Raw genomic sequence first — 14,635 nt, forward strand, 5'->3', positions numbered from 1 at the left:
GGAGTTTATGATGAACCGCTTCATGATTGCCGATTCGAGCAAATGCATCGGCTGCCGCACTTGTGAGGTGGCCTGCGTCGTCTCCCACCATGAGAACCAGGACTGCTCGGCGCTGACCCCAAAAACCTTCTTGCCGCGCATTCACGTCATCAAAGGCGTGAACGTATCTACGGCTACCATGTGCCGCCAGTGCGAGGACGCACCCTGTGCGAATGTCTGCCCTAACGGCGCAATCAGCCGCGATCAGGGTTTTGTTCATGTGATGCAGGAACGCTGCATCGGCTGCAAAACCTGCGTTGTCGCCTGCCCTTATGGCGCGATGGAGGTCGTCGTGCGTCCGGTTATTCGCAACAGCGGCGCCGGGTTGAACGTGATGGCGGAAAAAGCCGAGGCCAACAAATGCGACCTTTGCTATCACCGCGAGGCTGGCCCGGCCTGCCTGGAAGTCTGCCCGACCAACGCCATCCTGTGCGTTGACCGTAACCGGCTGGACCAAATGAGCGCGGAAAAACGTCGCCGCGCGGCGTTAGATGCTCCTGCGGCGCTGACTTTCTAATTCCTTTGTCTTTCAATTTTTAACAGGTTTGTGATTGATGAAAAAAATTACCAGCATCTGTCCATACTGCGGTGCGGGCTGCAAACTGAAACTGATTGTTGAGAACAACAAAATACTCCGCGCCGAAGCGGCCGAGGGCGTGACAAACCAGAATGAACTGTGCCTGAAAGGCTACTACGGCTGGGATTTTCTTAACGATACCAAATTGCTGACTCCTCGACTGACACAGCCAATGATCCGCTATGAGAAGGGCGGCAAGCTGCAACCGGTCAGCTGGGAAGAAGTCATCAGCTATACCGCTAAGCGCCTGAAGGCGATTAAAGAGCAGTTCGGCCCCCACACCATTATGACCACTGGCTCCTCACGCGGCACGGGGAACGAAACCAACTTCGTGATGCAGAAATTCGCTCGTGCGGTGTTGAACACCAATAACGTCGACTGCTGCGCTCGCGTGTGCCACGGCCCTTCCGTTGCCGGACTGCAGGCGACGCTGGGTAACGGGGCGATGAGTAACTCAATCGGCGATATTGAACATTCTAAATGTCTGCTGGTGGTGGGCTACAACTGCGCCGACTCGCATCCTATTGTGGCGCGGCGGGTGATTAAGGCCAAAAGCAACGGAGCAAAAATTATCGTCTGCGATCCGCGCCGCATCGAAACCGCCCGTATTGCCGACCAGCACCTGCAGATCAAAAACGGCTGCAACATGGCGCTGGTTAACGCCTTTGGCTACGTGCTGCTGGAAGAGCAGCTTTATGACAAAGAGTACGTCGCCAAATATACCGAAGGGCTGGATACCTACCGCGAAAACGTTAAAGGTTATGCCCCGGAGGACATCGAACACCTGACCGGTGTACCCGCAGTTCAGATTCGCCAGGCGATGCGAACCTTCGCTGCCGCCCCATCCGCCACCATCATGTGGGGCATGGGGGTGACCCAGTTCGGTCAGGCCGTGGACGTGGTTAAAGGGCTGTCCAGCCTGGCGTTGCTCACCGGCAATCTCGGACGTGAAAACGTCGGCGTTGGCCCGGTACGCGGGCAGAATAATGTGCAGGGTGCCTGCGATATGGGCGTGCTGCCTAACCAGTTCCCCGGCTACCAGGATGTGGTTGACCCGGAGGTGCGCGCGAAGTTTGCAAAAGCCTGGGGCATCGACCCGACAGCAATGGATGACAAAATCGGCATACGTATTACCGAAGTGCCGCACCTCGCGATAGAGGGCAAGGTCAAAGCCTATTACATCATGGGCGAAGACCCGCTCCAGACCGAAGCAGATCTGGGCCTGGTGCGTAAAGGGTTTGAGGCGCTCGACTTCGTGGTGGTGCAGGACATCTTCATGACCAAAACCGCCGAGGTGGCAGACGTGCTGCTGCCTGCAACCTCCTGGGGTGAGCACGGTGGGGTCTTTACCTGCGCTGACCGGGGGTTCCAGCGTTTTGAAAAAGCGATTGAGCCGAAATACAACGTGAAGCGTGACTGGGAGATCATCAGCCTGATTTCAACGGCTATGGGCTACCCAATGCACTACGAAAACAACCAGCAAATCTGGGATGAGCTGCGTGAGCTGTGCCCGCTGTTTTACGGCGTGACCTATGAAAAAATGGGTGATATGGGGCATGTACAGTGGCCTTGTCCGACGCTGGATCATCCAGGCACGCCGTACCTTTATAAAGGTAGCAAATTCGATACACCGAGCGGTAAAGGCCAGTTGTTTGCTGCAGAGTGGCGTGCACCTGCCGAGGTTCCCGACGAAAACTACCCGCTGGTGCTTTGTACTGTACGTGAAGTCGGGCACTACTCCTGCCGTTCAATGACCGGTAACTGTGCCGCACTGCAAACGCTCGCCGATGAGCCCGGCTTTGTACAAATCAATCCGCAGGATGCTGAAGCATTAGGGATTAAAGATCATCAGCTGGTCTGGGTGAGTTCACGTCGCGGCAAAGTGATCAGCCGTGCCGATGTAAACGAGCGCATCAATAAAGGCTCGGTTTATATGACTTACCAGTGGTGGATTGGTGCCTGTAATGAGCTGACACAGGATAATCTTGACCCGATATCCAAAACGCCGGAAACCAAGTATTGCGCGGTAAGTGTAAGCGCGATTGAGGATCAGGCGTGGGCCGAGAACTATGCACAAACGACCTACAACAGCATGAAAGCACGGCTGCGCGAGGCGGTAGAAGCGTGATCTTTACTCCCATCTCCGCTCACCCTAAGGAAGGGGGAAACGCAGAAGCTAAACGCGATCTGTTCCCTCGTCCCGCTGGTGAGAGGGTGCGGGGCTCCGTACTTCGTATCCGCGGCAAAGTGCAGGGTGTTGGCTTCCGGCCCTTTGTCTGGCAAATAGCACAGCGGCTGATGCTGCTGGGTGATGTCTGCAACGACGGCGAGGGTGTAGTGGTTCGCCTGGCGGCCAGCCCGGAAGCGTTCCTGGGCGAGCTTTACCAGCATTGCCCGCCTTTAGCGCGTATTGACAGCGTGGCGCATCAGCCGATGAGCTGGGATATTTTGCCATCAGAATTTAGCATTCGTCACAGCAACCGCGGCGCGATGGACACCCAAATCGTGCCGGATGCTGCCACCTGTCCGGACTGCCTGCGCGAGCTTAGCGATCCCGCCGACCGCCGTTACCGCTATCCGTTTATCAACTGTACCCACTGTGGGCCGCGCTTCACCATCATTCGGGCAATGCCCTATGACCGTTCGTCCACGGTGATGGCTGCTTTTCCGCTCTGCGCCGCCTGTGATGCTGAGTATCACCGGCCGATAGACAGGCGTTTTCACGCTCAGCCGGTGGCCTGTCCTGAGTGCGGGCCGCAGATCTTCTGGCTGCAGGGGGAGCAACGGCGCGACGGTGAGATGGCGCTTAAACAGGCCATTGTGGCGCTGCGTGCCGGCGAAATTGTTGCGGTGAAAGGTCTGGGTGGATTTCATCTTGCCGTGGATGCCGGGAATCATGCCGCCGTTCAGCGCCTGAGAGCGTGCAAGCAGCGGCCAGCGAAACCTCTTGCGGTGATGATAGCCACAGCCGAAGGTCTGCCTGAACGCGTCGAAGCGCTGCTTTCAACGCCTGCGGCACCGGTGGTGCTGGTGGCAAAGGACAGCCTGCACGGGCTGAGCGCTGCCGTGGCACCGGGTCGCAATGAAATCGGTGTAATGCTACCTGCCAGTCCGCTCCAGCATCTGCTGGCGCAGGACTTCGGCGGTCCACTGGTGATGACTTCCGGGAACCTGAACGGCAGGCCACCTGCTATCGATAATGCTCAGGTTCTTCAGGATCTTGAGAATATCGCCGACGGCTTTCTGCTGCACAACCGCGACATTCTGCAGCGCATGGACGACTCGGTTGTGCGTGCCAGCGGAGAAATGCTGCGCCGTGCGCGGGGCTTTGTACCGGATGCACTTCCTTTGCCTGCAGGCTTTAAAGACCTGCCGCCGATTCTGGCACTCGGTGGCGACCTTAAAAATACGTTTTGTCTGGTTCGGGGAGGACAGGCGGTGCTGAGCCAGCATCTTGGCGATCTGACTCAGGAAGGCGTTGAAGCACAATGGCAACGCTCGCTGACGCTGATGAGTCAGATCTACGGTTTTGCAGCTGAACATGTCGCACTTGATGCTCACCCGGGCTATCGCAGTTCGCAGTTGGGGCGTGAAATGGGGCTGCCGGTCACCGAAGTACTGCATCATCATGCCCATGCAGCGGCCTGCCTGACCGAGCACGACTGGCCGCTGAACGGAGACAAGGTTATAGCACTGGTTCTGGACGGCTTAGGTTATGGCGAGGACGGCAAGCTCTGGGGTGGCGAATGCCTGCTGGTGAACTACCGGCGCAGTGTACACCTTGGCGGGCTGCCTGCCGTCGCCCTGCCTGGCGGCGATCTGGCCGCCGTGCAGCCGTGGCGTAACCTGCTGGCACAGTGTGACGCGTTTGTACCTGATTGGCTGCGCTATCCCGAGACGCAAGCCGTAAGGACGCAGCACTGGCAGCCGCTGGCAAAAGCCATAGCGCGCAGAGTTAACGCGCCACTGGCTTCTTCCTGCGGGCGACTGTTTGACGCGGTCGCCGCTGCGCTCAACTGCGCACCGTACCAGCAAAGCTATGAGGGCGAAGCAGCCTGCCGTCTTGAGGCACTGGCGCTGGACGCCGGCCCCTGCTCGCATCCGGTCGCTCTGCCGCTGGTGAACGGTCATCTCGATCTGGCGGCATTCTGGCGACAATGGTTTGGCTGGCAGGGCGAGGACGGAGCGCGGGCTTGGGCGTTCCATGATGTACTGGCGAAAGGTTTTGCTGCGATGGTTCGTCATCATGCTTTGCTGACAGGCATAACCACCGTGGTCTGCTGTGGTGGTGTGATGCACAACCGCCTGCTGCGCGAGCGTCTCGCATTCTACCTCTCGGATTTTAATACTCTCTTCCCGATGCGGCTTCCGGCCGGAGACGGTGCCCTTTCCCTTGGGCAGGCCGTGGTGGCCGCGGCCCGCTATTTGAATCACTACAAGGATAAAAAAGATGTTAATGCCTGTTCTTCGTGACCATTCACGAGCCGGCCTGCTGCTGGCGGTTTTAGTCGCGGCTAACTTTGCCGCATGGGCCTGGGCGTTGGTGGCATTTAACCACAGCTCTGCGCTAATGGCGGCAAGCCTGCTGGCCTGGTGCTATGGTCTGCGCCACGCGGTGGATGCCGACCATATTGCCGCGATTGATAACGTGACCCGGAAAATGATGCAGCAGGGCAAAAGGCCGTTTGGCGTCGGGGCCTGGTTTTCACTGGGCCACTCAAGCATTGTGGTGCTGGCCTCTGTGGCGATTGCGGCCACGACGGCAGCTTTTCAAAAAAAAATGGACGGGTTTCACCACGCTGGCGGCGTAATCGGCACCACCGTTTCCGCCAGCTTTCTGCTTATTATGGCGCTGGTAAACCTCATCATTTTACGCGGCATATGGCTTAACTTCCGCCAGCTTAAACGCGGTGAGCTGCTGGCCGCAGATTTTACGGAAATGACCACCGGCGGCATAATGAGCTGTCTGTTTAGTTCTGTTTTCCGGCTGATCGACAAAAGCTGGCACATGTACCTGGTTGGTTTTCTTTTTGGCCTGGGCTTTGATACCGCCACCGAGATTGGCCTGCTTGGTATTTCGGCCGGCAGTGCCTCCAGTGGCATGTCTGTCTGGTCGATCCTGGTGTTTCCGGCGCTGTTTGCCAGCGGCATGATACTGGTAGATACACTCGACAACGTTATCATGGTTGGGGCTTACGGCTGGGCATTCAATAAACCCCAGCGTAAGCTTTACTACAACATGACGATTACCGGGACGTCGGTCGTAGTCGCGCTGTTTATCGGCGGCCTTGAGACGCTGGGGCTGCTGGCGGATAAGTTCCGGTTTGAAGGCGATATCTGGCAGTGGGTTGGTACGTTCAACGATAACCTCGGTAACGCCGGATTTGTCGTCGTCGGGATGTTTATCGCCTGCTGGGGGATTTCAATGCTTAATTACCGCCGGAAAGGTTATGACGCGTTGTTGAACTATTCAGCAAAGGAGTAATATTGCAATACCACTCTCAGGTATCAGCAAATTCTCTTAAGCGTAACGGCTTTAAGGGCCAACGGAACGAAAACGTACGCTAAGAAGTTAACTCATTGTTTAAATTGAAATTAAATATCATTATTTTTTCCTTCAGAATATCCTCCGGTAACGTAAACGTATAATGCCCCAGCATATTGATATGCTGGGGCATTAATGGGGATAACCGGGCGATATCTTCACCCCCGGTTTCTTCTCCATTACTGTGCATTCAGCTCAGTGCTTCCAGCATATAAAGCGTGTACCTTTCGCCTGTCTACATGAACACCTGGAAAGGAGGCGCGGGAGAAGGCGATACCCGCCTGTTTACAGTGGAATGTGCCTCGCACGTGCTGGTCGCCTGGTGCGGAACCGCCAGCAAGCTGAATGTCCTGAGCGATGTGTCCTTCGGCCCGAAACGATGCCCTGCAGAGCTGGGTGGGATGGGGAATGAAAATCATTCTGTATTGTATACCTGCAGGATGCCGCGGACATTCACCCGCCTGGCCGTGTACCTGCTGAGGGACATCACCCACTACCGTCACGCCAATGATAATGACACGGTGACACAGATACCGCTGGAGGTGGATCTCGACAGCGAGTTTGACGAGAAGCTGGGGTGGTCAGGTCACAAACTGGGCTTTGACTGGCTGGCAACATCGGCAATCGGTCTTTTACCGCGAACCTTCGGGGGGAATACGGGCGCGGATAGGGGGATTACGCAGGAAAGAGACCCGTACTGGCATCATGGTAAAACCGCGGAACAGAGCATCATGCAGTCCGGTGAGAGAAATACGCTTTGGGTAGGGGGCGAAACGATGAGTCACACGAAGAAGGTTGAACGTAACCGCAAGTTTCTGGCGCTTCAGGACATGCTGCCGGTGGTACTGAGGCTGACACAGGCAGAAGAATCCGGGAAAAATGCCCTGCTGCGCTTTGCGGCGGTAACGGAGGAAGACGTTGAACTTCCTCTGTAAAATCACCGTTACTGCATCCGTTATGACGCTGTTTTTCGGATATGATATCCATTTTCCGTTTTTCTTGTAGGCCAATAATGACCCCGTATTTGTCCAGTTCGTCAACGGGCAATGTATAGCTGTGGTCATCTAAAGGCAAAAATCGCAGCCGTAAGTCATGAACATCGTACGATTTCAGGAGAGTTGTGAAAGTGACTTCTGCGAATGTTGCTTCAGGTGTGAAATTTGTAGCGATTTTAATGGTGGATGAAGCCAGATGTGACAGGTCTTCTGTTGTGACAGTTCTGACCGTGTTACTTGAAACTAATTAAAGTGAGTATGCCAGCACAATATGTACTGACATCAGGGTGAGACAGAGTGCATTTGCCCTTATCGTTATTTCCTTTTTCGCATGATCAGCTGGCCAAATTCATCTTCACCTTCCTGCACCCATCCTCTGGCTGCATAAAATCCAGACGCAATTGACCCTTTATCAGTAGTCAGTTCAATCTGATCATCATTTCCGTTGAAGAACCAGTCTGTGATCCTTTCGAGTATCTCACTGCCAATACCTCGCCCCTGATACTCAGGTCTGATAAACAGGCCGCCTATCAGGGCATGGGGAATGTGTATACCCAGTCCATATCCCACAAACCCGTTGTTGATTCTGCAAATCCATCCGCCATCCTGGCTGATATCTTCAATGACCTGCTCTCTCTGCAGATATTGTATCTGATGAGCGTGAACCCTGTTTTCATTCACTGATAAACGGATGTCGTAAACTTCCTTAATGTGTTTTGGTTCAAGCTTCAGGAATTCCATATTTAGTACCATTACTCAGTAAAAAAGATTGGCAAGGAGAATAGAGGATAAGATAAAAGCTCGTGTAGGTTTCTCATCAAGTTCTACACCATACTTAACGATGGTTTCACCGATTTCCTGTTCATGCTGATTCAATTGGCCTGTTAATAGGATAATCGGAGTATTCTCATCTGCGCAGCAAATTTTCTTAATGACGTCCTCTGAGTTTTCATCATAGGCGAGTAGCCAGTCAATGACATACCTGACCTGTCCCCGTTATGAGATACAACGATCAGTTAGTCATGTCGGTTTCTTTACCTTCTGATTTTCTATTTCTCCAGCCCGCTGCAAATTTAGATGGTGTCTGGTAATTCAGCGACGAATGTGGACGGCACTTGTTGTAAACCTGCCGCCAGTCATTAATGATTTTCCTGCCGTGAACAATACCGCTGAACCAATGCTCATTCAGGCATGCATCCCGAAAGTGACCGTTGAAGCTCTCAGTTAAATCCGTTCTGTGTTGGCTTCCCCGGCTGGATTAAGCGCAGCTCATCACCATGCTCAAAGACCCATTATTCGAGCGCGCGCCAGGTAAATTCCGGGCTCTGATCGGTTCTTATCGTCGACGGATAGCGTTGAGACAGCGCAATGCTATCCAGAATGCATGTCAACGTTGTGGCTGGCAGGCTGAGCCCGCATAGGATACCTCCCTGCCCCACCAGTTTACGGTGATGGCCAGACAAGGAGTGTAAGGAAAGGATGATTAGTGGCGGATCTGCGCCAGGTCGTCTTCAGTAAGACCGGTCATTTTCATGATGGTATTTCGGTCAATACCATTCTGGAGCATGGTTCGTGCAATTTTAAGGGTGGCTTCTCGCTCACCTTTCTCAATTCCACGTTGCTCACCTAGCTGCAGCCCTTCAGCTCTGCCCTTCTCGATGCCCTTCTGTTCAAGCTGTTGTGCGATGGTCATAAGTGCGTCTCCGTGTTGCGGCACACGCTGTGCCAGTTCGCGAACAAAGGCCTCGGCGTCGGATGTTTCGCCAGCCTGTACAATATAGTGTACCAGCGATATCACCTGCGATGAAGACAGATATCCGGCCAGCAAAATGGGTGCCAGCCGGTCTACCAGTTCTGCCAGATCACGCTGATGAATATGTTTCTGCAACAATGTCAGGGCGGCCATACTGCGGTGGCTGGCGATTTCATCATCCGGAATGACGGTCACGTCAACCAGCGGGAAAGCGCTGCTGTAGAGCCTGCCTGCCAGCGCCGGATCGTCAAACTCATCCAGCCAGCGGGTTGAGTACGGATACGGGCTGCGCTTACCGGCGTAGAACAACACCGGTATCACCAGTGGTAATTTCTTATGGCCCGCCTCAAGGTGGCGCTGCATAGCCGCCACCGCATATCGGACCAGACGAAAAGCCATGTGTTTATCAGGCGAAGACTGGTGCTCGATGAGCACGTGGACATAACCATCACCTGCAGTGGTTTTCAGGCTGTAGAGCACGTCGCTGAAATACTGGCGGAGATCATCTTCGACGAACGATCCGGATTCCAGTTTAAGCGTGCTGAGATCGCAGATGGTGCGCAACTCTGCCGGTAGGTGGAGCTCCATAAAATCACGGGCAACACCCGGCTGAGTCAGGAATTGTCGAAATGTGGCATCGTGAGGTGTGGGGTTGCTGCTTTTTTTCTTCATCAGCCCTGACTCTGAAAAATGACTCGCATATGCTATCACAGCCAGGAAAACGCTAACACTGGCGGTGAACAGCATTGCCATTTCTTCAGGGGCCATGCCGGGGTGGTTAGGTCCCCTTCCCTGCTGTTCTGGTGCCGCCGGATTGAGTGCATCATCACGCATCCGCATAATGGTCTGCCGGGATGTTCCGAATTTTCGTGCCAGGGAGCAGATGCTGGTCCCCCCTTTCAGGCGTATAAGTGCGATCTACCGTTGTTTCTGGCGCAGTCCCGGGGGGCGTCCATGGTTAGGAGATTGAATCGCTTCTTTCAGGTGCTCCTGACCATGAAAGGTGGCACGCCTCATTCCAGTGATGTCGGGGATCTAAAAGGGGTTTAACCTAAAAAAGCCATCTTCTCCGGTTTTCTTAAACTGACACCTCGATAAATCGGATCTTTTGCACAGGGCACAATAAGGTTCCTGCTGTTTTATCGAAAGGCCCTACACGTCAAAGACTCTGCTCACCTGGCGGATCTCGCCCTGGGGATAACAGTAATAAAACGGTGGGGCCTGACCTTTGCGTAGTGCGCGCATCACTTCAATCCCGTCAATGGTGGCGTAAGCCGTTAAATCCCGGTGTGACGCCAATTCATGATCGCATTCTATAACGTTATTCCGATACGTAATCTGTGAGTGTCCAATGTCTGGCGGGCATCGACCTTCGCGTTTGAGCAGGGCAAGCGCATGGCCATAGGTGGCAGCCTTACCCGTGTTAATAAATCATGGGTCTGCCACTTCTTTACGTTGTTAAGGAATGTCACAAGGAACCGGCATGCAGCTTTACTATTGCGACGCGGAGAGCGATAAAAATCGATGGTGCGTCCTCTGTTGGCGCTGGCACGATACAGATAATTTCACCGGCCATTCACCTTCACGTACGTTTCATCAATGTGTCACGGGTTCAAATCGAAAAGGTTACGCCGGGATCAGCGCAACCATTTTACCCTTTCAGGCGCATAACGCTAAACCCAGCGGTAAATCGGTGAGTGATAAACGTTCAAACCACGCTCAGCCAGCATCTCCAGCAACTCACGATAGCTGATACCGTATTTGCAGTACCAGTGTACAGCCCACAGGATGATGTCGCGCTGAAAATGCCGGCTTTTAAATGGGTTACTGCGCTGCTCCGTCAGCAAAAAGGGCGAAGGGTTTATCACCTGCAGATTTTAGCAACAGTGCTCCTGTGTGGCCCCTACTCTCGGATAATGAAAATTATACGGCTTTAATGATATATGCCAGTGAAGTTTCACTGGGATTCAGCAGTGGCAGGCTGCCGTCCATAAATATTTCCGCCAGTGAAGGATATTCATCAGCGCGGAACGACGAACCGTCACAATATAACCAGCCATAAGGGGGGGGCGTGGCATGCCATATTATAATGGCTCCTACCGGGAGGCCAGCTCCCTGTAGAAGACGACTGTCCGGAGAGGGAGGGTTTTCTGTATTATATTCCTGACACCAGGATGACCATACCCACATAAAGGAGGATTTGTAATAGCGACGTCGGTAGAGGGAATTATTGTCATACGGACGGTATTCCTGTGAACAGCCATCATCCCGTGTTGGCAGAACCAGTAAAGAACCGGGGCTGTCCACCGGATAGTTAAGGGCAGAATAAACGCTCCCGCTGTTCTGTTGTCTGTAAATCCCGTACTTTTCAGCGGTAAGAGAGTTAAGATTGGTTGTGCCCAGCTCGCCAAAATAAGGGAATGGTGCACTGTCAGAAAACGGGGAAAATGGTGACTTTACTGTCATAAGAACCTCCATGAATGGCCTTTTTTGAATACATTCCTAAGATAAATTGGGGGGTGTTTTCGGAAAAAAACCGTGAATTCATTCAAGAGTACTCTTCCTTCATTCCATAAGAATCAACTAAGTATCAACAACAATCCTGACAGGCGATATTCGTTAAAGTTTTGCGGCCTGTATCACATTTCACATAAATCAATGTCATATTAGAATAGCAATAGTATTTTAATGACACGTAATCGGTGGGATGAACGATAAATAAAACAACTTACAGGAAGGTTCTTTACTGTATATTTGACTATAAGGTGTACCGCTGGTAAATATAATTTTTCCAAAAAAAACACAGGTAAGTAATCTATGATTGTGATGTTTCGCCGCTTAATGTGATTGATGCTAAGTATTGGTTTTGATATTAAGAGTTTAATTTATTACAAGGGTTTTTGACGGGTTCGAATTTTGTAAAATTATTTACATATTAGTTGAGATGGAAGTTTTACAATGTGAAGATCAATTTATGCAATTGCAAGGATAAAGCTTCTTTGATATTAGCTAAAAGGGCAAGCTCCTGTCTGCCTAAGCCCGGTTAACTCATCCCCCTGATGCAGTAAATTGTTATACGGCATATCCACCAGGGTTAATCAAACGGCTATGTCGCGTTAACGGAGAGAAGATGAAGAAACCTGCGTTGCCTGAAAACCTGGCAGCGCACTTTTTGCGGGGCCACCGCCTTTAATGCGACAGAGTTGCGGATAGCGCTGCCGTTGAATCGCAACCGGGCAAGCTGCTCCCTGCCAAAGAAAAGGCCGCCCCGGAACGTCCGGTGTGAAAACCGCTACCGACCCATCTTCCGCGAGTTACAAAAACCATCGAACCGACCTCAACTGAAAGCCGTCCTGACTGCCAGGTCACGCCGCCCGGACCACAAAGAATGCCGTTGTTGATGATGAAATCGCAGAGATCCTGGAACTGCTCCGTTGTCAGTTCTGTATTGTTCTGTGGGTCTTCAGTCGATGGCTGTTACGCATGTTTCAGTGAGTTCATCGCGGCAGAGGGTAATGGAGCGGGCCGTCCTTATGGCGAGTGCGAACGGGTGAGGAATGGCGTGGCGTAACCGCCTCATCGGAGCCTGGAACGCACCGGAGACAACTGGTTGCAGCCGTTGATCTCAGCCATCAGGCACGAACTCGCCTGCGGGTTCGGCGGAGCTTAGCGGAGTGAGGCTTGATTACTGCAGGTCAGGATTCGAAGGGGCTATGCCTGGTAGCCAGTTGTTTCAGAAACTACCATGAACTCTTAACCGGCTATCAACTGAATGCTTTCACTCTACAGTTCTCTGCCGCTGCCGGCAGTCAGTGTCAGTCCTCTTCGTTTCCACCGCCTGATCTGCTTACTGACAGCTTCCACAAGACGCTCTGTTTCGGTTTCCTGCACTTCTGAAAGCCCTTGCTACTCACCCGATATGGCGCTGACTTCGCGCCGTTTTCAGTTCAGTACTTGTCCCTGCTCATATAATCACCGTCTTTAACATCAACTTGTTTAGCATCATCCAGCGTGCCAGTGTCAGTTCCCAGCGATCAAAAAACTTCATGGAAGGCATTCTCTCACTCCAGCGATAAAACATGCATCTCCAGCTCGGTATGATGCAGTTACGAATCAGACCAGTGTGATATCCAGCTGAGCGCAGCCCTGTTTTTCGTTGCTGCCGCTCGGTGCCCTGAAACCGCCATCCCGGAAACAGATCCTGAGCATCATAACTGTGCAGCGGATGCGCCAATGCTCATAGGCACTGATAATTACCCTGTCTATTGCTGCCAGCCATGCTTGTCTGTTACTTCTGTAAGTAACAGACAGGTTTTACTGGTAACTGGCGAAGCACACACAAATTCTTTGTGTGTGCTTCGCCAGTTGAACAATACGCAGGCGGGTTCGTAAAAAATCATTTATCCACATTTGCACAGGCTCGATCCAATAATTTACCAATTAAGATCCTTATAGTTCCTAAGAGATCCCGCTGGCTCTAAGGCCTTACCACATCTGGCCTGAAGCCCTTTTATGATGTGTGCTGGAGGGATAAACGTGTGTCCTGACGGGACGTTCGTGTGTGCTGGCAGGCTGGTAATGTGTGCTGTTGGGATATAATGTGTGTGCTGTTGGGATACAAACCATTTTTACTAACAGGAAGATCCTGTGACTCAGATATAAGATAACTATATGATAGATAAATCATTTATCGGCGATGCGCTTTATAGTGACATGGTCAGTAAAGATAAACAGCTCACAGTTAATTCTAATAATACTGTTCAGCCAGTGGCACTGATGCGCCTTGGTGTTTTCGTACCTAAGCCCACGAAATCACAGGGTGAAAACAATATTGTTGATGCTTCTGAATTGTTTTCACAGCTGGAGATTGCCCGGGCTGAAGGTTACGATCATATCAATATTTCAGGTCCGCGACTCAATATGGACAGCGACTTTAAAGTGTGGATAGGAGTTATCTATGCTTTCAGCCGATACGGGCTGACATCTAATAAAATTGAACTGAAATTCACTGAGTTTGCTAAGGGATGTGGCTTTTCTGCTAAGCGTATAGACGGCAGACTGCGGCTTTCAATCCATGAGTCTTTGGGGAAATTACGTAATAAATCAATCTCTTTCAAACGTGGACGCGATGCTAAGGGAAGTTATCAGACAGGCCTTTTGAAAACGGGCTACTTTGATGCTGAAAGGGATATCGTCCAACTGGAGGCCGATGAAAAACTTTGGGAACTATTTCAGCTGGACTACAGAGTCCTTCTTCAGCAACATGCCATCAAAGCACTTCCCAAGAAGGAAGCGGCTCAGGCTATTTACACCTTTATCGAAAGTCTTCCAGCTAATCCTATTCCGGTGAGTTTTTCACGTTTGCGTGAGCGTCTCTCTCTCAGCAGCTCTGTCAGCGAACAAAACCGCACGATTAAAAAAGCACTTGAGCAGTTACAAAAAATCGGTTATCTGGAATTCTCTTTGGTCCGTAAAGCGCGAGAAAATTTCGTTATTATTCATAAGCGTAATCCGAAACTGAAACCAGCTGATATCTGAATGTGTGCTATTGGGATAATGACAGAACCCTTATAACAGCCTTCCATTTCATAACAGACATATTTGGCATCCCGCTAGCGCACATGATCAGGCAATGCATTGTTCCAGAAATCCGCCTGTGCACATATTAAGGGCTCTGACACTAAACTTTAGCCCGTCAGCACACATATTGAGGTCTCTGACTCTAA

General features: G+C 52.0%; 9 protein-coding genes and 3 pseudogenes. 6 read left to right on the forward strand and 6 right to left on the reverse strand.

The features are described from left to right. Nucleotides 1-10: 10 nt before the first annotated feature. From hydN to WFO64_RS20635, 4 genes are all read left to right on the forward strand, one after another. Nucleotides 11-556 carry an electron transport protein HydN gene (hydN, locus tag WFO64_RS20620; protein ID WP_337013904.1) on the forward strand — a complete coding sequence of 182 codons (546 nt, stop codon included), beginning with the start codon at nt 11-13 and terminating at the stop codon, nt 554-556. Between the two features lie 37 nt (nt 557-593). Then, nucleotides 594-2,744: a formate dehydrogenase subunit alpha gene (gene fdhF, locus WFO64_RS20625; protein ID WP_337013887.1), complete on the forward strand. Its 2,151-nt coding sequence runs from the start codon at nt 594-596 to the stop codon at nt 2,742-2,744. A gap of 86 nt (nt 2,745-2,830) precedes the next feature. Continuing rightward, nucleotides 2,831-5,089, forward strand: coding sequence for a carbamoyltransferase HypF (hypF, locus tag WFO64_RS20630; RefSeq protein WP_337013906.1), 2,259 nt, complete (start codon nt 2,831-2,833; stop codon nt 5,087-5,089). Then, entirely contained in the window at nt 5,067-6,101 is a 1,035-nt protein-coding gene (locus WFO64_RS20635; RefSeq protein WP_337013889.1) for a HoxN/HupN/NixA family nickel/cobalt transporter, read from the forward strand. The genes hypF and WFO64_RS20635 overlap by 23 nt, the downstream gene beginning before the upstream one ends. A gap of 79 nt (nt 6,102-6,180) precedes the next feature. Here WFO64_RS20635 and WFO64_RS20640 read toward each other — a convergent pair. Continuing rightward, nucleotides 6,181-6,381 (reverse strand): annotated as a pseudogene (locus tag WFO64_RS20640) (Tn3 family transposase); the annotation flags it as partial. Here WFO64_RS20640 and WFO64_RS20645 point away from each other — a divergent pair. Beyond that, nucleotides 6,380-7,096, forward strand: coding sequence for a hypothetical protein (locus tag WFO64_RS20645; protein ID WP_337013891.1), 717 nt, complete (start codon nt 6,380-6,382; stop codon nt 7,094-7,096). The pseudogene WFO64_RS20640 and the gene WFO64_RS20645 overlap by 2 nt on opposite strands. Before the next feature lie 375 nt (nt 7,097-7,471). Here the strand turns inward: WFO64_RS20645 and WFO64_RS20650 are convergent, their stop codons facing one another. The 5 genes and pseudogenes from WFO64_RS20650 to WFO64_RS20670 all read right to left on the reverse strand — a co-directional run bounded on the left by WFO64_RS20650 (nt 7,472) and on the right by WFO64_RS20670 (nt 11,375). Then, nucleotides 7,472-7,897, reverse strand: coding sequence for a GNAT family N-acetyltransferase (locus WFO64_RS20650; protein ID WP_337013893.1), 426 nt, complete (start codon nt 7,895-7,897; stop codon nt 7,472-7,474). A gap of 271 nt (nt 7,898-8,168) precedes the next feature. Then, nucleotides 8,169-8,544, reverse strand: a pseudogene (locus WFO64_RS20655) (integrase core domain-containing protein); the annotation flags it as partial. A 95-nt stretch (nt 8,545-8,639) separates the two neighbouring features. Then, nucleotides 8,640-9,581 carry an Rpn family recombination-promoting nuclease/putative transposase gene (locus WFO64_RS20660; RefSeq protein WP_337013908.1) on the reverse strand — a complete coding sequence of 314 codons (942 nt, stop codon included), beginning with the start codon at nt 9,579-9,581 and terminating at the stop codon, nt 8,640-8,642. A gap of 480 nt (nt 9,582-10,061) precedes the next feature. Further along, nucleotides 10,062-10,753: pseudogene (locus tag WFO64_RS20665) on the reverse strand (IS6 family transposase). Between the two features lie 79 nt (nt 10,754-10,832). After that, entirely contained in the window at nt 10,833-11,375 is a 543-nt protein-coding gene (locus WFO64_RS20670; RefSeq protein WP_337013895.1) for a tail fiber protein, read from the reverse strand. A gap of 2,205 nt (nt 11,376-13,580) precedes the next feature. On the opposite strand from WFO64_RS20670, the gene WFO64_RS20675 reads away from it, so the two are divergent. Continuing rightward, a complete protein-coding gene (locus tag WFO64_RS20675) occupies nt 13,581-14,447 on the forward strand; it encodes a protein RepA (RefSeq protein WP_337013896.1) in 867 nt (288 codons plus the stop codon). Nucleotides 14,448-14,635 lie beyond the last annotated feature (188 nt).

Source organism: Pantoea sp. AS142 (genome assembly GCF_037152305.1).
In the GTDB taxonomy this organism is placed as follows: Bacteria; Pseudomonadota; Gammaproteobacteria; order Enterobacterales; family Enterobacteriaceae; genus Pantoea.